This is a genomic window from Stenotrophomonas sp. Pemsol (genome assembly GCF_003586545.1).
Lineage (GTDB): Bacteria > Pseudomonadota > Gammaproteobacteria > Xanthomonadales > Xanthomonadaceae > Stenotrophomonas > Stenotrophomonas sepilia.
On the sequence record NZ_CP025780.1, the window covers coordinates 1885275 to 1902687 of the forward strand.

At 67.7% G+C, this 17413-nt stretch carries 21 protein-coding genes and 1 pseudogene; 18 read left to right on the forward strand and 4 right to left on the reverse strand.

Features of this window, described 5'->3' with window-relative positions; translation table 11 throughout:
• Nucleotides 1-8: 8 nt before the first annotated feature.
• Together PEM_RS20590 and PEM_RS08790 are read right to left on the reverse strand one after the other, a co-directional pair.
• Nucleotides 9-446, reverse strand: a pseudogene (locus tag PEM_RS20590) (helix-turn-helix transcriptional regulator); the annotation flags it as partial.
• Complete coding sequence (locus PEM_RS08790; RefSeq protein ID WP_111128112.1) at nucleotides 443-1369, reverse strand: LysR substrate-binding domain-containing protein; 927 nt, start codon at nucleotides 1367-1369, stop codon at nucleotides 443-445. The gene PEM_RS08790 and the pseudogene PEM_RS20590, both read right to left, overlap by 4 nt.
• A gap of 91 nt (nucleotides 1370-1460) precedes the next feature.
• Between PEM_RS08790 and PEM_RS08795 the strand changes: the two genes are divergently transcribed.
• Entirely contained in the window at nucleotides 1461-2501 is a 1041-nt protein-coding gene (locus PEM_RS08795) for a hypothetical protein (protein ID WP_111128113.1), read from the forward strand.
• Nucleotides 2498-3379, forward strand: coding sequence for a PD40 domain-containing protein (locus PEM_RS08800; RefSeq protein WP_111128115.1), 882 nt, complete (start codon nucleotides 2498-2500; stop codon nucleotides 3377-3379). The genes PEM_RS08795 and PEM_RS08800 overlap by 4 nt, the downstream gene beginning before the upstream one ends.
• 7 nt (nucleotides 3380-3386) lie before the next feature.
• On the opposite strand, the gene PEM_RS08805 is transcribed toward PEM_RS08800, so the two are convergent.
• On the reverse strand, nucleotides 3387-4742 hold the full coding sequence (locus tag PEM_RS08805; RefSeq protein WP_119706096.1) for a sigma-54 dependent transcriptional regulator: 1356 nt from the start codon (nucleotides 4740-4742) through the stop codon (nucleotides 3387-3389).
• Between the two features lie 397 nt (nucleotides 4743-5139).
• Between PEM_RS08805 and PEM_RS08810 the strand changes: the two genes are divergently transcribed.
• The 15 genes from PEM_RS08810 (at nucleotide 5140) to PEM_RS20475 (ending at nucleotide 14909) form a co-directional block, all read left to right on the forward strand.
• Nucleotides 5140-5670, forward strand: coding sequence for a hypothetical protein (locus PEM_RS08810; RefSeq protein ID WP_111128117.1), 531 nt, complete (start codon nucleotides 5140-5142; stop codon nucleotides 5668-5670).
• Nucleotides 5667-6284 carry a hypothetical protein gene (locus PEM_RS08815; RefSeq protein ID WP_005416643.1) on the forward strand — a complete coding sequence of 206 codons (618 nt, stop codon included), beginning with the start codon at nucleotides 5667-5669 and terminating at the stop codon, nucleotides 6282-6284. Before PEM_RS08810 ends, PEM_RS08815 begins: the two co-directional genes overlap by 4 nt.
• Nucleotides 6285-6327: 43 nt before the next feature.
• Entirely contained in the window at nucleotides 6328-7644 is a 1317-nt protein-coding gene (locus PEM_RS08820) for an adhesin (RefSeq protein WP_111128118.1), read from the forward strand.
• A 99-nt stretch (nucleotides 7645-7743) separates the two neighbouring features.
• Complete coding sequence (locus PEM_RS08825) at nucleotides 7744-8448, forward strand: C39 family peptidase (protein ID WP_111128120.1); 705 nt, start codon at nucleotides 7744-7746, stop codon at nucleotides 8446-8448.
• A gap of 13 nt (nucleotides 8449-8461) precedes the next feature.
• Entirely contained in the window at nucleotides 8462-9211 is a 750-nt protein-coding gene (locus PEM_RS08830) for a hypothetical protein (RefSeq protein ID WP_111128121.1), read from the forward strand.
• Nucleotides 9212-9260: 49 nt separating this feature from the next.
• Nucleotides 9261-10553, forward strand: a complete 1293-nt coding sequence (locus PEM_RS08835; RefSeq protein ID WP_111128122.1) for a transporter — start codon at nucleotides 9261-9263, stop codon at nucleotides 10551-10553.
• A 300-nt stretch (nucleotides 10554-10853) separates the two neighbouring features.
• Entirely contained in the window at nucleotides 10854-11144 is a 291-nt protein-coding gene (locus PEM_RS08840) for a RebB family R body protein (protein ID WP_005416648.1), read from the forward strand.
• A 43-nt stretch (nucleotides 11145-11187) separates the two neighbouring features.
• Nucleotides 11188-11457 carry a RebB family R body protein gene (locus PEM_RS08845; protein WP_005416649.1) on the forward strand — a complete coding sequence of 90 codons (270 nt, stop codon included), beginning with the start codon at nucleotides 11188-11190 and terminating at the stop codon, nucleotides 11455-11457.
• Nucleotides 11458-11483: 26 nt separating this feature from the next.
• Nucleotides 11484-11750 (forward strand): RebB family R body protein, encoded by a 267-nt coding sequence (locus tag PEM_RS08850; RefSeq protein WP_005416650.1) that lies wholly within the window; start codon nucleotides 11484-11486, stop codon nucleotides 11748-11750.
• 60 nt (nucleotides 11751-11810) lie between these two features.
• Nucleotides 11811-12083, forward strand: coding sequence for a RebB family R body protein (locus PEM_RS08855; RefSeq protein ID WP_005416651.1), 273 nt, complete (start codon nucleotides 11811-11813; stop codon nucleotides 12081-12083).
• A gap of 70 nt (nucleotides 12084-12153) precedes the next feature.
• On the forward strand, nucleotides 12154-12390 hold the full coding sequence (locus PEM_RS08860; protein ID WP_005416652.1) for a RebB family R body protein: 237 nt from the start codon (nucleotides 12154-12156) through the stop codon (nucleotides 12388-12390).
• Nucleotides 12387-12971 carry a RebB family R body protein gene (locus tag PEM_RS08865; protein ID WP_111128124.1) on the forward strand — a complete coding sequence of 195 codons (585 nt, stop codon included), beginning with the start codon at nucleotides 12387-12389 and terminating at the stop codon, nucleotides 12969-12971. Before PEM_RS08860 ends, PEM_RS08865 begins: the two co-directional genes overlap by 4 nt.
• 47 nt (nucleotides 12972-13018) lie before the next feature.
• Nucleotides 13019-13366, forward strand: a complete 348-nt coding sequence (locus PEM_RS08870; protein ID WP_005416654.1) for a hypothetical protein — start codon at nucleotides 13019-13021, stop codon at nucleotides 13364-13366.
• Nucleotides 13367-13386: 20 nt separating this feature from the next.
• Nucleotides 13387-14466: a hypothetical protein gene (locus tag PEM_RS08875; protein WP_111128125.1), complete on the forward strand. Its 1080-nt coding sequence runs from the start codon at nucleotides 13387-13389 to the stop codon at nucleotides 14464-14466.
• 29 nt (nucleotides 14467-14495) lie between these two features.
• Entirely contained in the window at nucleotides 14496-14909 is a 414-nt protein-coding gene (locus PEM_RS20475) for a hypothetical protein (protein ID WP_235649634.1), read from the forward strand.
• 59 nt (nucleotides 14910-14968) lie between these two features.
• Here PEM_RS20475 and PEM_RS08885 read toward each other — a convergent pair whose 3' ends face one another.
• Entirely contained in the window at nucleotides 14969-16462 is a 1494-nt protein-coding gene (locus PEM_RS08885) for an AraC family transcriptional regulator (RefSeq protein ID WP_111128126.1), read from the reverse strand.
• Between the two features lie 667 nt (nucleotides 16463-17129).
• Between PEM_RS08885 and PEM_RS08890 the strand changes: the two genes are divergently transcribed.
• Nucleotides 17130-17393, forward strand: coding sequence for a CD225/dispanin family protein (locus PEM_RS08890; protein ID WP_032956532.1), 264 nt, complete (start codon nucleotides 17130-17132; stop codon nucleotides 17391-17393).
• Nucleotides 17394-17413: the final 20 nt, after the last annotated feature.

The window sequence follows — 17413 nt, forward strand, 5'->3', positions numbered from 1 at the left end:
ACCGGCGGCGCGCCACGGCGACGTTGTTCCAGCACGGACGTCTCCAGGTGGGGGCGTTGCGCGGAGCGCGCATGGCACTCGGGCACGGCGCCCCGTAAAGGGGGCTGCATGCGCTCGCGTGCACGCACCCTGCCCGGGTTGTCGCCGGTGATGTCACGGAAGATGCGGCCGAAGGTGCCCAGGCTGCTCCAGCCGGTCTGCGCGGCGATCTCGGTGACCGGCAGGTCGGTGTCACGCAACATCGCCACGGCCCGTTCGATGCGGCGGCTCAGCAGGTAGCGGTGCGGCGGCAGCCCGAATGCCTGCTTGAACGAACGCGCGAAATGCGCCGCGGATACGGCACTCACTTCGGCCAGGCGGGCCACCGGCCAGTCCTCGTGGCTGGCATGGTCCATCCGGTCCTTGGCACGCAGCAGGCGTCGCAGCAGTTCGGGGCTCTGGTTCATGCCGCCACCGTGCGCGCCAGATGATGTCGCGCCGCATGCCTGGCCTGCGCGGCCTGCTCGCCCAGCCAGTCACCGAACGCAATGACCTTGGCGCACCGGCTGCGCGCCGTCGGTGCGACGAACCAGAAACCCCGCCCGTCGCTGGCCACACCGGGATGTGCCTGCACCAGGCGCCCGCTGTCCAGTTCGGCCTGGAACAGGATTGGCGAAGCAATGGCGATGCCCTGCCCGGCAATGGCCGCGCCCACGTCCAGATGCTCTACCGCAAAGGGGGTGATGAAGCTCTCTGCGGCCGGCGGCGGGACGGCACCATGTGCGGAGAACCACAGTGCCCACCAGTCGGGCCTGCCGAGCAGCGGAACGTCCAACGCCCGGCGACCGAGCCCGTCTGCCGCCGGCAGCAGCGCTGGCGCGCACAACGGGGTGAAAATGCTGGGGAACAGGGGCGTGGCCTGCAGCCCGGGCCACCCGCCATGCCCATTGCGGATGGCGGCATCGAAACGCCCGGCGGCCAGGTCCTGGGGCTCTGCCGACAGGTCCAGTTCCAGCACGATGTTCCGATGGCGGGCACGGAAGCTGCCCAGCCGCGGCGTCAACCAGCTGGTGCCCAGCGTGGGCAATACGGACAGGCGCAATCGCGCCGCATCCATGTCAGCGGCACGCATGAAACTGGCACGAAGCGCGTCGAAGGCCCGGGTGGCCTCCTGCGCGACGCTGGCACCCGCTGCCGTCAGTTCCACATGCTGTGCATGGCGCAGGAACAGGCAGGTACCGGTCTGGGCCTCCAGCCGGCGCACGTGGTAACTCACCGATGCCGCACTGGTGTCGAGCTCCTCGGCGGCACGGGCGAAACTGCCCAGCCGCGCCGCCGCTTCGAAGGCGCGGATGGCGACAAGCGATGGAAGCTGGCGTTGGGTCACCATAAGTGTGGCTTAGCCTGAGCCCCGATATCTGCGTGGTCAATCCCCCTCGCACCCGCAACGATGGAGGCACGTCCGGCAAGGGGTCACGCACATGGATCGACGGCAGTTCCTGGCCACCTTGGCCGCGGCGGCAGCCTCAAGCGCCCTGCCCTCGGGGCGGCCCCTGGCCAGCCACAGCGAAGACTGGAAATGGTTACAGGGCAACTGGCGGGTCCGGCACCAACGGCTGAAGGAGCGCCTGCGGGGCGATACCCGCTGGGAAGCCTTCAGCGGCGCCAGCGCGGTCTGGCTCACCCTGGGCGGACTCGGCACCATCGATGACAACGTCATGGCGCTGCCTTCGGGTCCCTACAGGGGCCTGGGCGTGCGTGCGTTTGATCCGGTGTCTTCCACGTGGTCGATCTGGTGGATCGATGGGCGCAACCCTGCCCATATCGAAGCGCCTGTGCGCGGCGCCTTCGAAGGCGATGGCGGCAGCTTCCGTGGTCGTGACCACTTCAAGGGACGCCCCATCGACGTCTGGTTCCGCTGGCATGACATCCATGGCGAGGAGCCGTGGTGGGAGCAGGCGTTCTCCGACGATGCCGGCGCGCACTGGGAAGTGAACTGGCGCAACTGGTTCCGCCGCACTGCGGCAGCCCCCTCTCCGCTTCCGAAGCTGCCGGATGCACCGCGCGATTTTGATTTCCTGGTGGGCCATTGGAACGTGCGCCATCGTCGCCTGCGCGCTCGGCTGGCAGGCAGTGATGCGTGGGACGCGTTCAACGGCACCCTGCACAACTGGCCGGTACTGGGAGGATTCGGCAACGTGGGCGACAACCTGATGGACGTGCCTGGAGCACCGGTGCGCGGCATGGGTATCCGCGCCTGGAACGCGGCGGAACAGCACTGGCTGAGCTGGTGGCTGGATGGCCGGGAGCCGACCCGGATCGGCGCGCCGCTGCGCGGTGGTTTCGAGGATGGTGTCGGCCGCTTCTTCGGCGAAGACCAGCTCGACGGTCGAACAATCCAGACGCGGGTGATCTGGTCACGCATCACCCCGCGTTCGGCGCGCTGGGAACAGGCGGCCTCAGCCGATGGTGGCCGCAGCTGGGAAACCAACTGGGTCAGCGACTTCGAGCGACAGGCATGAAGCCGCTGTTGGCCGTGGTGCTGCTGGTTGCTGCGTCGCCTGCCGCGTCTCAATCAAGGCCGCTGCAGATCATCGGCCCCGCCGAACGCTTTGCCCCGGGCGTTGCATCCACGCAGTACGACGAGATTCGACTGACCTTGAGCCCGGACGGAAACACCGCACTGTGGTTCAGCCGCAACCGTCCCGGCGGTCCGGGCGGGTATGACATCTGGGTCTCCCGCCACGATGGGCAGCGCTGGCGGCCGGCGACGCCGGTACCGTTCAACACGGCTGGGCGCGACTTCGATCCCGCGTTCTCCGCAGATGGGCGCGTCGTGTATTTCTGCTCGGACCGCGCAGGCGGCCAGGGCGGCGACGATCTGTACCGGGTCAGCATTGGACGTGACGGTCGATTCGGCGAACCGGAGAATCTGGGCCCCGCGGTGAACAGCGCGGCCGACGAGTTCGCGCCGATGCTCTCGCTGGACGGTCGTACGCTGTTGTTCTCCAGCGATCGCGCGGGCGGTGCCGGCGGCCATGACCTCTACAGCGCCACGATGATCGGCGGCGTGGCGCAGCTGGCGCGGCCGCTGGTCGGTGGCATCAATACCGCCGCGCAGGAGTTCGATGCCACTTTCCTCGGCGACGGCCGAACGGTGGTGTTTGCCCGCGCCCTGGACTTCGGCAGTGCACCGGTGCGCCAGTTCATTGGCTACGAGCGTGGAGGCCGTTATGACGCGGGCCATGCATTGCCCTCCCCGGTGAACGAAGCCTTCGGCGACAGCTACGGTGCGATGCTGGATGGCTCGCAATCTGACACTTTGACCTATTCGGCGCGGCGCGCAGACGGTGCGGGGTTGGACCTGTACCGCATCCGCTACCGTTCGGGCGAACCATGATCCGCGCTCAGCGCTGCGCCGGCAGTTCCAGCCGATGCTTGCGGCACAGCCGGTACACGGTCACCCGCGAGATCTGCATCTGCCGTGCGCACTCGGAGACGTTGTAGCCGGTCTGGCGCAGGGTCTGCAGCAGCACATCGCGCTCGGCCTGGCCGCGAGCATCCTGCAGCATCGCGCCCGGCGGCGCATGCTCGGCCCCACCCAGTTCAAGGTCACGCTCGCTGATCAGCTCGCCTTCGGCCATGATCGCCGCCCGCTGCACCCGGTTGAGCAGTTCACGCACGTTGCAGGGCCAACCGAAGCGCCGCATCGCCTGCAGCGCAGCGGGCGCAAAGCCACGTGCACGCACGCTGTGGCGCAGGCGGAAGCAGCGCAGGAAGTGCTCGGCCAGCAGCTGCACATCGGCGCCACGCTCGCGCAAGGGCGGCATCAGCAGGCGCAGCACATTGAGCCGATAGTAAAGATCGCTGCGGAACCGCCCCTGCGCCACCGCGTGCTCCAGTTCGACGTGGGTGGCCGCGAGTACACGCACGTCGGCCCGCAGCGGCTGGCTGCTGCCGACGCGCTCGAAGGTGCCTTCCTGCAGCACGCGCAGCAGGCTGGTCTGCGCCTCCGCCGGCAGGTCGCCCACCTCGTCGAGGAACACGGTGCCGCCGTGTGCGGCTTCGAATACGCCTATCTGGCGCTTGTCGGCGCCGGTGAACGAGCCACGCTCGTGGCCGAACAGCTCCGACTGCACCAGGCTGGCCGGAATGGCACCGCAGTTGATCGCGATGAACGGCTTGCCCGCACGGCCAGACAACGCATGCAGCGCGTGAGCCGCCAGCTCCTTGCCGGTACCGGTTTCGCCGGTGACCAGCACCGGCAGTTCGACCGGCGCGAACTTGTGCAGCACGGTGCGCACCGCATGCAACGCAGGACTCTCGCCGATCAGTGTGCGCGGCCCCTGGCCGCCGCATACCTCGCTGGCAGAAGGATCATCCGCGTCGAACTGCTGGCGCATCGCAGCCACCAGGTCCTGCAGGCCGAAAGGCAGCGTGAACCGCGAGATGCAACGCTGCAGCAAGGGCAGCCACGCTGCAGGCGTGGGCCCTGCGCCGGGTGGCAGCACCGCAAGCCAGGGCAGATGCACGTGCTGTTCGATCCATGGCGCCAGCAACTGCAGCGCGGGCGTATCCAGATGGCGAAGATCCAGCACAGCGACCAGCCGATCACGCCCGCGCAGCCCGATCGCCATCGCCGGGTCGGGATGGATGCGGCGCACGTACCAGCCTGCGGCCGCCAGCGCGCTGCGCTCGTTCGCCAGCGGCTCGCCGAACCAGAGCACGCAACGTGATGTAGAAGCCTCCGGGACCGCCGCCATGCTTCCCCCAGCATCCGGACACCGTCGGCGGACTGTCAGGCAATCACCGGCGTGCCGCCCTCCGCCGGGACCCTCTACGGCCACCGCAGCGGCCTTTGATGGGCGGATCCTAGCGCTGCGCTAAACGGCGGCGCAATAAGCGCCGCGTCAAGAGACCACCGGCTGAAGCGGCATCGTTACAGTCCGCGACGGCACCTGTAACACCCGTGTGACAGTCGGGCGCCCGCCTTGCCCTGCGGCGCCAGGTACAGCGCGACCCCAACATTTTTCCGACGCCGCTGTAACAGCGCGGCAGCAGCACCCGACGCCCGCCAGCGCCTGGCGCCAGGGCAGCCAAGCCTTGCAGGGTTGGCACGGTTGATGCGTGCTTCCGCCGCACCCACCACGGGAGATCGGCATGGACGGCATCACCCCCATTCGCGGCCTGCTGGCAACGCTGGCCATGGCCCTGCTGTCGGTTGGCGCGAGCGCCTCTGCCTCCGGTGCACGCCAGGGCGTGAAGGCTCAACCGGGCGAAATCGTCCTGTTGCGTGATGTGTCCGCACGCCCGGCCTATCGCATGGCGCCGCCCGGCATGGCGCTGATCGCCGACCCGAAACCCCAGCGCGAGATCGCAGCGGCCCTCGGTGCGGGTGCCCCGGCAAACGGGATGGACGAGCTGAGCGATGAGGACTACGCAGACATGGGGGCAGGTCAGGCCGCCACAGCCACCGCACCCGCAGGCACCACGGTCGAACGTGTGACGCAGCAGGCATTGCGCGGTACGCTCGGCCGCAACGGTGACGGCATGGTCGGCAGCAGTCTCGGTGGCGCCATGAGCGGGCCGCTCGGCGCGGTCGGCAACAGTACCCGCGGCATCGGCGAGACCGTGCGCGGCGCTCTCGGCCAGTTCCCGCTGCAGGGCATGGCCCCGGCAGGTGGCAAGTGAGGCGGGCGCACTGGCTGCTGCTGATCCTGCCTGCCACGCCGTTGATCGCGCAGGCCGATGACTACAGCGGCATGCTCGCCTACCTCGACGTTGCCCGCATCGACGGCCGTGCACTGGCCGGCGCGAACGGCGCCATCGCGGTCAACCAGGCGGCCGGCGACCTCAATATGCAGGCCAACCTGCGCGGCATCGCCACGGGCGAACATGCCGACGTCTCGATCGGCAACCGACAACTGCGCGGTGGCAACCGCGTGCTGGGTGCACCGATGCACGCCACTGCCGTCATCGATGGCAAGGCGCTGGCCGGTGCCAGCGGCATCGCATCCATCAACCAGGCCAGCGGCATCGCCAACACGACGCTCAACGTCGTCAGCGCGACGCTGGCCCGACAGGGCATACGCGAAACCGACGATACGGCCTTGGCCGCCGAGGGTTCCGCGTTGGCAGGGGGGCGGGACGACGCCGGTCGCGGCGTCGCGACGGGCACCCGCAGCGCCGGTGTCACCAGCACCGCGCTGCGGGGATTCGACGGGGTCCTGCAACTCAATCAGATCGCGGGCAGCGGCAATGACACGGCCAATGTGCTGGGCCTGGTCGTGCAGGACCGCCCGTGACAACCACCCAACCGATGCACCACCTGATGAGAGAGAGGGCACCATGAAAGCGACCGTCAAACGGACCATGCTCGCCATGGCGATTGCCACTGCCTCGACCGCCGCTGCGGCCAATGGCTGGGACAACCAGAACGCCAACGCGAACATCAAGCACACCCACACCGTCAGCGAAACCCGCAACGAGACGCACAACCATACCGACAACGACGTGCGCAACCGCACCGTCAACGTCAATGTGCAGAAGCACAGCACCATCCAGGCCGACGAACGCAAGGAAAAGAACAACCACGGCGTCGACGTGAACCTGGAGAAGGACCTGCGACTGAGCACCGACATCAATTTCTCCGGCGACCCGAACATCACCGGCGACATCGACCTCGACTCGGCGGCCATCGCCGTGATCGACAACCGCCAGTCGATCAGCAACAACGCCACCAGCAACAGCCTGGTCACCAACAGTGCCTCCATCGGTGACAGCGTGGGCGCAGGTGCCTCCGGCAACCTCGGCTTCAACGTGGTATCGGGCGACAACAACGCCCAGGACAATGCCGCGTCATTGTCCGCCGCCGACGCGTCCTTCAGCTTCGGCATGGCCGACGCCGAGGTGTTCGTCAACCAGGCCGGCTTCGGCAACGCGACCATGAACTCCGGCGTGACCAATGCCGCAGGTCTCGGTGGCAATGCCTTCGGCGGTGCGTCAGGCAACATCGGCGTCAACATTGCTTCGGGCAACAACAACGAGCAGAAGAACGCGCTGGCGGCGTCGGTCGCGACCACCGCGGTGGCGCAGTCGAGCATCAGCTCCAACCAGGTCTCCACCGGCAACACGGTCAGCAACGCCGGCTTCGTGCAGTCCTACACCGATACCGTGCAGGTCGGCATGCGTGGCGGCGTCAGCGGCCTGACCCTGGCCTATGGCGCCGGCACCTACCGCGGTACCGGCAACGCCTATCAGATGGCCAACTACTATCTGGATACCTGGAGTGGCGAGCTGCCACACCCGGGTGGCAGCAGCACCGGCCACATCGACCTGGACGACGAAATCCAGAACGCCACGATGAACCCCAACCGGCCGGGGGTGGGTGGCCTGGGCTTCGATACGCGTGAGAGTGGCACCAGCCAGTTCGTCGAGCTGGGCGTGGCCGACCTGTATGCCAGCCTCAGCGGCACGGTCAGCACCACGCGCTGGGTGAACGTCAACGCGACCAACACCTCGGCCTTGTCGGGCAGCGCCTTCTCCGGCGCCTCGGGCAACATCGGCGTGAACGTGGCCGCGGGCACCGGCAACCTGCAGGCCAACAGCCTGGCCCTGGCAGTCGCCCAGCCCAGCACCGGCGGCGGTGGTGGCAGCGGCGAGTAAGCGCAACACCCCGGCCGTCCGCCAATGGCCGGGTTCCCGGGAGCTCCTGTTCCTCCTCCCCCTTGGGACAGGGGCTCCCCCTTGCTGCCGGAGAATGCGATGTTCGGCCACCGTCTCTCGATACGCCTGCTGGCCTGCCTGCTGTTGCTGGGCGGCGCGTCTGCGTGGGCGGGCGACGTCGGCTTCGCCGGCGTACTGCCCAATGGTGCACTGCTGCAGCGGAAGGTGGAGAGCATGCAGGAGCGGCGCTACCGCAATGTGGTGCGGCAGCACACCGATTACAGCTGCGGGGCGGCCGCGCTGGCGACCCTCCTGCGCCATGCCTACCACCTGGACACCGACGAGGCCACGGTGATCGAAGGGATGATGGGGGTCTCCGATCCGGCACTGGTGGCCGAGCGCGGTTTTTCGCTGCTCGACATCAAGCGCTACGTGGAATCGCTGGGCATGCGCGGGCGCGGCTATCGCATCGATGAGGCGCGCCTGCGCACGCTTCGCGTTCCCGGCCTTGTGCTGATGGACGTGCGCGGCTTCCGCCACTTCGTGGTGCTCAAGCAGGTGCGCGGCGGTGTGGTCGAGGTGGCTGATCCCATCCTTGGCAACCGCAGCCTGGCGCTGCCTGAATTCCTCGCTGCGTGGCCATCGCATGCCGTATTCGTGGTGATCGGCAGTGATTTCGATCGCAACACGGTCCTGCTGCAACCCAGCGAACGGCCCAGTGCCCGCGCGCTCTACGCGCGACAGGGGCCGATCACCGATGCCGAACTGGTCGACTTCGGCTTCAGCCACGCCGACCTGTTCTGAAGGAGGCTCCGCCATGTTCCGCCACCGACTGTTGATGGCCCTGCTGCTGGCCTGCCCCGCCCTGCCCCTGCAGGCAGCGGACGCGGCGCCCGGGCGTGGCCTGAAGGAAATTCCGGATCCCGAACTGAACCTGATGCGCGGCCGCTACACCGTAGGTGGCAATACCGTGGCCTGGTTCGGAGTGACGATGGTCTCGCAGTGGCAGGCCAGCAACGGAAGCGTGCTGCAGGGTGCGTTGACCCTGGGCATGGACTTCCGCGGCGGCGGCAGCCCGAAATTGAGCTTCCAGCCCAGCGTGCACGTGACCGCCGCAGATGCGCCGCTGCCTGACACGCAGGGTCGCCACATCGACAGCAGTGGCCTGGCCAACGCCAGCGGCCTGGTGCAGAGCGTGCAGGTGGCCGGCGACGGCAACGTCGCCCGCAATGCGACCACGCTGGTGGTGCGCAACGGCACGGTGCCGGCCCGTTCGTATGACGGTGCCTATTCGCTCAGTGCGCAGGGTGCAGGCGTCTCGGCCTCCGCGGTGCTGGACGGCAACCAGGCACGCCTGCAGTTGCAGGTGGATGGCCAGGGCCTGGTCCAGCAATGGATACGCAACGGCAGCGTCGGCCAGGGCATCGCCCTGAACGGTGACGGCCAGATGGCCAGCAACCAGCTGCGGCTGGAGCTGGTGCGGGATACCGCGGGCGGCAACCTGCCGTTGAGCCAGAACGTGGCCCAGGCGATTGCGATGAACTGCGGCATGGGGCCGGGCCGGTAGCACCACGGCACGGCGTTGGGGGAAGCGTTCCACAACGCAGGACACGAACATGCACACCCTGATGAGGATCACACCGTTGGCGCTGGCGGCGCTGGCGGGCACCGCCTTCGCCGCGCCACCCGCGGCGGACGATGGCGCCGACGTGCAGGCACTGGCCAACCAGCTGGAGCAGCTCAAATCCAACTATGCGCAGGAAGTGCGGCGGCTGCGCGAACTGGACATGCAGGTGCAGGCCATGCAGGCGCGGCTGAGTGGGAAGGTTGGCCCGATGGCCCTGTCTACGGCTACGGCAGTCGAGCGTGGCGCGACTCTACAGACTTCGTCGGGTGGCGAAGGCTACGCCAGTACCGCCGCCGAGGCACAGCAGGCGAAGCAGGAATCGCGGCGCAGCGTGGATGATGTGAAACAACAGCAGTCGGCGCTGTTCTCGCGCCGCTTCACCGTCGAGAACAGCCTCACCTACGCCCGCTACGACCGCAAGCAGCTCACCCTCAATGGTTTCCTGGCGCTGGACGCGATCTTCCTCGGCAACATCGCCATCGAGAGCGTTGAATCCGATTCGCTTACCTACAACCTGGCCGCACGTTGGGGTGTCAGCCCGAACCTGACGCTCAACCTGGACGTGCCTTACCTGGCGCGGCGCACCGTCTACCAGAAGGGCGGCGCCGGCGGTGCGGCGGCCGCGATCGCGCAGGAAGAAACCAATGGCAACGGGCTGGGCGATATCGGCCTGAGTGCGAATTACCGCTTGTTCGGCGAACGCGGCTGGCGCCCGGAGACCGTTCTCACTGCCGGCGTGACCGCCCCTACCGGGCGCGCACCTTACGGTCTGGACTGGAAGGTGATCGAGCGAGACGACGATGACTACATCCGCTTCGCCGTACCCAGGGAACAGCCCACCGGCAATGGCGTGTGGCAGGCCAATGTGGGCCTGTCGATGGTCAAGACCGCCGATCCGGCGATCCTGTTCGCCAACGTCGGCTATGTGCATTCGTTCCCGCGTGGTTTCAGCGACATCGACAGCAACCCCGACACGGTCAACCCGGGTGACGTGAAGCTCGGCGGCGCGGTCTACTTCGGCGCTGGCGTGGCCTTTGCGTTCAACGAGCGCACCAGCCTCAGCCTGTCCTTCAGCGACCGCATCAGCGCCCGCGCTTCCACCCGTTTCCAAGGCGGGAAGTGGATGAAAGTGATCGGCAGCGACGCCAACGCGGCATCACTGAATCTGGGCGTGACCTACGCGCTCAACCAGCACACCACACTGGTGACCCTGCTGGGCATCGGGCTGACCCCGGATGCACCGGACTTCACGCTGGCGTTCAAGATCCCTTACATGCTCTGAGCGGCCGGACCCGGCGACGACGTGGCCACGGCCCGTCGCCGCCGGATCGCGCTACCCACGTGCAGCCTCTGTGTGTGCCCCAGGGCAACCCGCAAGCGCTGGCGACGACGGCGATGATCATCAGTTCCGCCGCATTCACGCCGCACCTTCACGGTGATCCCCCCGCATTCTCCGTCGATTCCGCCAATCCGGCGGCGACGCCATTTCCTACTCTGGCCCCACGGTGAGGCCCAGGCCGCTGCAGGCGACGCACCGTGACACTGGATACCACGCACTTCCACCCTTTCGCAGGAGCAGGACATGGCATTTCCAACCGCGGTAAACGACCAGATCACTGATTCGGTCACCCAGGCCAACACCAAGGTGCTGGGCGATGCGCCCGCCGTGGCAGTGGGCAATCTGTACCAGGCCACCGCACAGGCGCTGGCCAATGCCGCCCACAACGCCACCAACGCGCAGCAGCAGTCCTACGTCACCGCGCAGTCGGCCACCACCATGGGCGTGGCCACCCTGTACTCGATCGATACCGCCACCACAGCGGTGGCGAGCAAGGAAATCCTCAGCACCCGCGTTCGCGGCCTGGGTTCCTGACCTGTCGTTCCGTAGCTGATCCGCCAACCTCAAGGAGATCGACATGGCATTCCCGACCGCTGTAAACGACCAGATCACCGATTCGGTCACCCAGGCCAACACCAAAGTGCTGGGTGACGCGCCCGCCGTCGCCATGGGCAATCTGTACCAGGCCACCGCACAGGCCCTGGCCAACGCCGCCCACAACGCCACCAATGCGCAGCAGCAGTCCTATGTGACGGCGCAGGCGGCCACCACCATGGGTGTGGCCACGCTGTATTCGATCGACACCGCCACCACAGGCGTGGCCACCAAGCAGATCCTCGGCGCGTGATGCGCCGGCAGGCAAGGAGCTGAGCCATGGCATTTCCCACGGCCGTCAACGACCAGATCACCGACTCGGTCAGCCAGGCCAACCTGCAGACGCTGGGCGTGGCGCCTGCCACGGCAATGGGCACGCTGTACCAGGCCACCGCGCAGGCACTGGCCAATGCCGCCCACAACGCGACGCTCGCCCAGCAGCAGATGTATGTCACGGCGCAGGCCGCGACCACGATGGGCGTCGCGCTGCTCTACGCCGTCGATACCGGCGCCACCGGCGCCGCCACCCGGAAGATTCTCGGCTGATTCCATTGAGTGCCGGCAATCTCCGTTCCTGTAGTGCTGTCCACCCTAGGAGCTTCCACCATGGCATTTCCCACCGCCGTCAACAGCCAGATCACCGATTCGGTCTCGCAGGTCAACACCAAGGTGCTTGGTGATGCGCCGGCTATCGCAATGGGCAACCTGTTCGTGGCCACCAGCCAGGCGCTGTCCAACGCCGCGCACAACGCCACCAACAACCAGCAGCAGTCCTACGTGACCATGCAGGCGTCGACCACCCAGGGGGTGTCCACGCTGTATGCGATCGATACCGCCTCCAACGGCGTGGCCACCCGCGAAATCCTGGGTCTGCGCTGACGTGTCGGCCCGGCGTGACGCCAACCACCGCGCCCCCGCTCAGGGCGGCGTCACGCCGGGCCCCTGATCGATGGCCGCATCGCCCGCCACCGGCTACCTGCTGGCCGCCACCAGCGCCGGATCCGGTGTGGCGATCGCCCTCGCCCCCTCGTTCGCGATGTCCGCCACCTACCTGGCGATGGCCGACAGCCTCGGCCTGGCAATGCAGAACGCGGTGGCCAACCAGCAACGCGGCCAGGTGACCGCCGGCGCAAGCCTGGCCCAGGTCCTGGCCCTGATCATCCAGAAGGGAGCCGTTCCGTCATGAGCAGTGAGAACACCGTCAACAGCCAGATCGTCGACAGCGTCAGTGCCGCCTCGACCCTGCTGGTGGCCCAGGGGCCGGCGCAGTCCTTCAGCATGCTGGACATGGTGATGCTGGAGACGCTGGGCACCGCCATGCACAACGCTGTCGCACGCCAGCAGGGTGCCGGCATGGTCAGCAACGCAGCGGTCACCGCGACCTGCGCGAAGATGATCAATGCCCCCTGGCCGGTGCCACCGCCTGCTCCGGAACCCCCTCCGCCGCCACCGCCGCAGGTCATCCCCCTGCCCGGCCCGGTGCCGGCGCCCCCTTCGCCTGCGGCCGTGATCGCCGCGGCCACCGCAGAAGGAAAGACCGCCATCGGCGTCCTGCAGGCACAGACCCACGGTGCCACTGCCGACGCTGCGGCCGCCACCAGCAGCCTGCATGCACTCCAAACGCTTGCAGGCAATGCGGCAGCGCCTGCGCCCGGTCCTGCGCCCGACGCCGCGTCCGGTCCGGATCCGGACGCAGGTCCCGCCCAGGATCCCGCGCCAGATTCTCCTTCTTCTTCCCCGGCAGCCGACGCTGACGCCGGGGCCTGACACCCTGCAGGCCGCCTGCGGCCCCACCCGCCCATCAAGGAGCCCGTATGGACCCGAGCAACGTCAACGCCCAGGTCATCGATGTGATCAACCAGGTGCAGACGGCCACCATGTCCGCATCCGTGGTGAAGACCAGTGGCGCCGGCAAGGCCTACCAGTCGGTGGCCCAGTCTGCGGCGATCGCCGTGCAGGATGCCGCCGACGCCCTGCGCAATGTCTCAACCATCGCGACCACCGCGGCCGGCGTGGCCATGGCCCAGTACCTGGCGACGGGGGACGAAAAGTATGCAAGGGTGCTCACGCAGGCGCAGAACATGATGCAGGGGGCCACCGACGACTTCAATCGCGTCGGCAATGCCGCTGCGACCGTCCTAAAGGAATTTCCGGCCCAGTGAGGCCACCAGGAGAGCCACGCATGAGCGTTTTCATTGCCGGTCGTTCCATCCCCCAGGCCAATCAGATCAGCCAACCCTGCAGGCATGTCCTTCAGTTCATCGACGGTGGCGAGCAATGGCTGAAGTGGGCCATGGAATCGCATGAGCACCGTTACGCTTTCTCCGACGAGGGCACGATGCTCGATGGGGTGCAGCAGGGTCTGCACGGTTCGCGCATGACATGGTTGCCACGCCTCGGGTTGCAGGTCGGCCCGATCAAGCTGCTCAGCCTTGGCGCCAGCGACCTCGGTGCCCTGCGCAACATGGAGTTTGACGAAGAAACACGCCTGTCGCACAACGAGGCGCAGCGGGTACTGGACAAACACCAGCTGCTGACCAACACCGACCTCGGGGCCTCGCGCGCGTTCCTGGCGGCGATCGGTGCGGCCGCTGCTCCCCTGCTGCAGCAACTGGATTTTCGTGAGTCGCTGGCGCTCCACCAACTGGCCGGTGAGGTCGGCATGCCTGCCACAGGGCGCGATGACCTGGCCGACGCTGCCCACTTCGCGCTGCTGCACGCGCGCAGGCCCATCGAGTTTGCCGACTACTTCCGTTTCTACCAGCGGGTGAGCGCAGGTGGCGGCAGTCGCGAGCATCGGCTGGCGCGTGCCACCCGCGCGTTGCAGCAGGTGCTGCCGATCCTGTTCGGCTTCCTGGACGGGCCGCAACTGCCACAGTTGCCGTCGCCAGAGCAGGTGCGTGAGGCGATCGACGCAAGCCTGGCCGCGAACCGGCAGATCGGCTACGCCCGCATCTCGCTGGCCGCCCAGCAGATGGCAGCCTGCTTCGACAACGATCCCGACCTGCTGCAGGATGACAGCCGGCTGCGCGAGGCCGTGCGGTGGCAGCTGCGCGATGCGCAGGAATTCCTCAACGAACATCCGGTTTCCCGCGGCCGCCTCGGCCAGGATGGTGCCAGCGTGCAGTTCCCGATCGATGGCTCCAGAGCGCAGGCGCTGGTGCAGGTGGAGGACAATGTGATCACCCTGCAGGACTACCGCCGAACCGGCGGCTACCTGGGCGATGAAGGGACGCTGGATTACCGGGCGGACGCGGTGTGAACCCGGCTCCGGCGCCAGGTGGCGATGGCGTGCAGGCAGCAACGGAGGCGCTCGCGTCGGCAGCCGGCGCGGCCGTTGCTGCCGGACGCCTGGCGGCCCGGCAACAGGCGCAGAAGATCCTGGCCGATGCCCAGGCGGCATTGCGCCACATCCTGGGGGAACGCAGCGACGGTGTTCCCCCCTCATCCCCAGCAGGAGCACCGACGATGACCTTCCCGACCCCGCTTCCCGGCAAGCCCACTCCCGCCCATCCGGCGGGCAAATCCCCGATGCAGATCGCCCAGGAGCTGGCGGACGCCGCGATGGCCGCCAGTGAAGACGGCATCCGCGCCGCGATGGAGGTCTCGCAACGCGCGGTCGACGCTGCCGCCGAGGCGGCACGGCGCGCCGACGAAGCCGCCGAGCAGGCCGTGCAGCGCGCTGCAGAAGCAAACGCACGGTAACGCTGGATCTGCCACCCCAGCGCCCCGGGCAGGCCCGCGCCTGCGCCGGGGCGTTGCTTTTACTGGTGCGGGGTTCGCCGGTAGCTGCGCGGGCTGACCCCTACCGCGCGCCGGAAGCTCTTCTCGAAGTGGCTCAGGTCACCGAAGCCGACCTGCAGCGCGACATCGGTAATGCGCAGGCGCTGCCCATCCCGCAGCAGCTGCTTGGCATGCTCGATGCGAAGTTGCTGCAGCAGCAGCTTGAACGTCGTGCCCAGCTCGCTGCGGAACAGGAATCCCAGGTGCGACTGGCTCACATGGGCCTGGCGAGCGAGGTCGCCCAGGGTGAGCGGCTCCGCAGCATGGTCCTTCAGATAGGCCAGCGCACGTTTCAGGCCGTCGTGCAGGCCCTCATGCGCTGCCCGCACCGTATCCGGCTGCGCGGGCTCAGGAGCGACGATCTCCTCAAGCGTGGGCAGCCGTTGCGGCGCGCACCCGGCACCGCTGGCGACGTGGCCTGCTGCCAGATCCGGCGCGTGGCGTGCAAGATCCTCGCGGCGGATGCATCGGCCACCGGTCATCACCGCCAGCCGTACCACCACCCGCTCCATTTCCAATAGATTGCCGGGCCAGTCATGCGCGCACAGGGCTTCCAGCACATCGTCGCCCAGCACGTGGGGATTGAATCCATGCAGCTCAAGCGAACGCGCCGCCAGCGCACCGATGTCCTCCACCCGTTCGCGCAGCGGTGGAATATCCACCGTCAGGAACTCCAGCCCGGCCAGCAGGGCGCGCGAGAACTGCTTTTCTCTCACCCGTTGTTCCAGGTCCGCGCTGGTCGAAGCGATCACCCGTATCGGGCCGGCCGCCAGCGCTTCAGCATGGGCAGCAGGCAGCCCACGCATGCGATGTGACAGCTGGCCCTGCAGCGGCACCGGCAGTTCGTCGACTTCGTGGAAGTACAGCGTCCCGCCCTGTGCGCGCGCGAACCAGTCGCTGGCTTCGCCCTGCGGGTGGACACAGTTCACTTCGACGAACGGGCCCTGCCTGCAAGGGCCGCCACTGTGCAGGGCAGCGGCCAGCTCCATCTTCTCGGTACCGAACTCGCCGCGCAGCAGGACCGGCAGCGGGCTGGCCGCCGCGCGCTCGACGAATTCATCCATCTGTTTCAACGCCTCGCCAGCGCCGACCAGCAGCAGCGGCCGGCTAAGCGCCTGTTCGGCCCAGTCCTTTGCCTCGTAGCGCTTGATCAGGTGCGCGCAGCGCTGGGCAAACTGCTCCCCCAGCGCCAACGCACTGCCATCCAGCCGCCCCCCCTCACTTTCCAGGTGCAGTTCACCCAACAGCTCGCCGCCATAGCGGATGGGAACCCGCTGCAAGCAAACCTCTTCCGCATTCCCGGACGCCGCCGGCAACCCCGCTGCCGCCCCTGCCACCGCACCACGCAACCGCACTTGACCACCACGCATCACCTTGTGCCGGGACAGCTCCTTCACGAACGCGCCCAGCAGGTCGGGCAATGACGGATAGGGCCGATAAGCGCGCTGCAGCATCTCACTGACTTGCCTGTGCATCGAAACTCCCCTTTGGAATGGCGACCCGATGCATCTGCAACGGGCGATCTCGCGATGCAGGCCCTCCGGCATCATCGCGGGATGCTGCGACGTCCACGCCGCATGCCGTGCCCGCTGGTCGAACCGCTGTTGCCGTGCACGCTTTCCGCTCCCGCGGTGCCGGGAACTGCCATCGCTGCTGGAGGTCGGCAACGCGGACGTCGTCCAGGCCTGGGTCGTGCGCCACAGGGCGGCACTGCCTGTGACGCGGCGCTCCCTGTGTTCCGGCCATCGCGTCCCTGGATTATGGAGAGCGAGTTTCCAGAAAATAAGCATGATAATGACGTGAATATCCGCGCCGGATATTTGTCGCCCACGTTTCCGTGCGCCGCTCGCCGCTCGCCGCAAAGCAGGTGAAGGCAAGCCGCCGAAATCCCATCCACGCTGATGATCAGCGCGTCTGCCCGAACCAGAGGCGGGCACGTGTTGCGCCGCCATGACGGCTACACCGCCTGCTCGCCCAGCCCCGCAGGCCACCGCGCATGCCTGCCGCGTCGCCGCCCCCGATCAATGACCATTCGACCAGCAGAAGATTGCGCACCACGCACGGGTGGCATGCCTTCCGCTGCGATTGGCCTGTCGGCATACTCGCGCTCCCGGCCGCAGCATGATCAAGGAGATCGACCGCATGGACCGCACCCCGCCACCCGTGCCCCCCAGGAACTACCTGATGTGGGCCATCCTGAGCATCATCGCCGGCTTCTGGCCGTTCGGCATCGTCGCCACCGTCTACGCCAACCGCAGCACGTCACTGGTCGCCAGCGGCCAGATCGGCGCGGCCACCGAGGCTTCGCGCAAGGCCCTGCGCTGGATGATCGCCTCCTTCGTCACCTTGCCACTGTGCCTGGCACTGATGATCGGCTATGCCCTGATCGCGCGCGGCATGGCCTGATCGCCTGCTGCCGCCGTCGC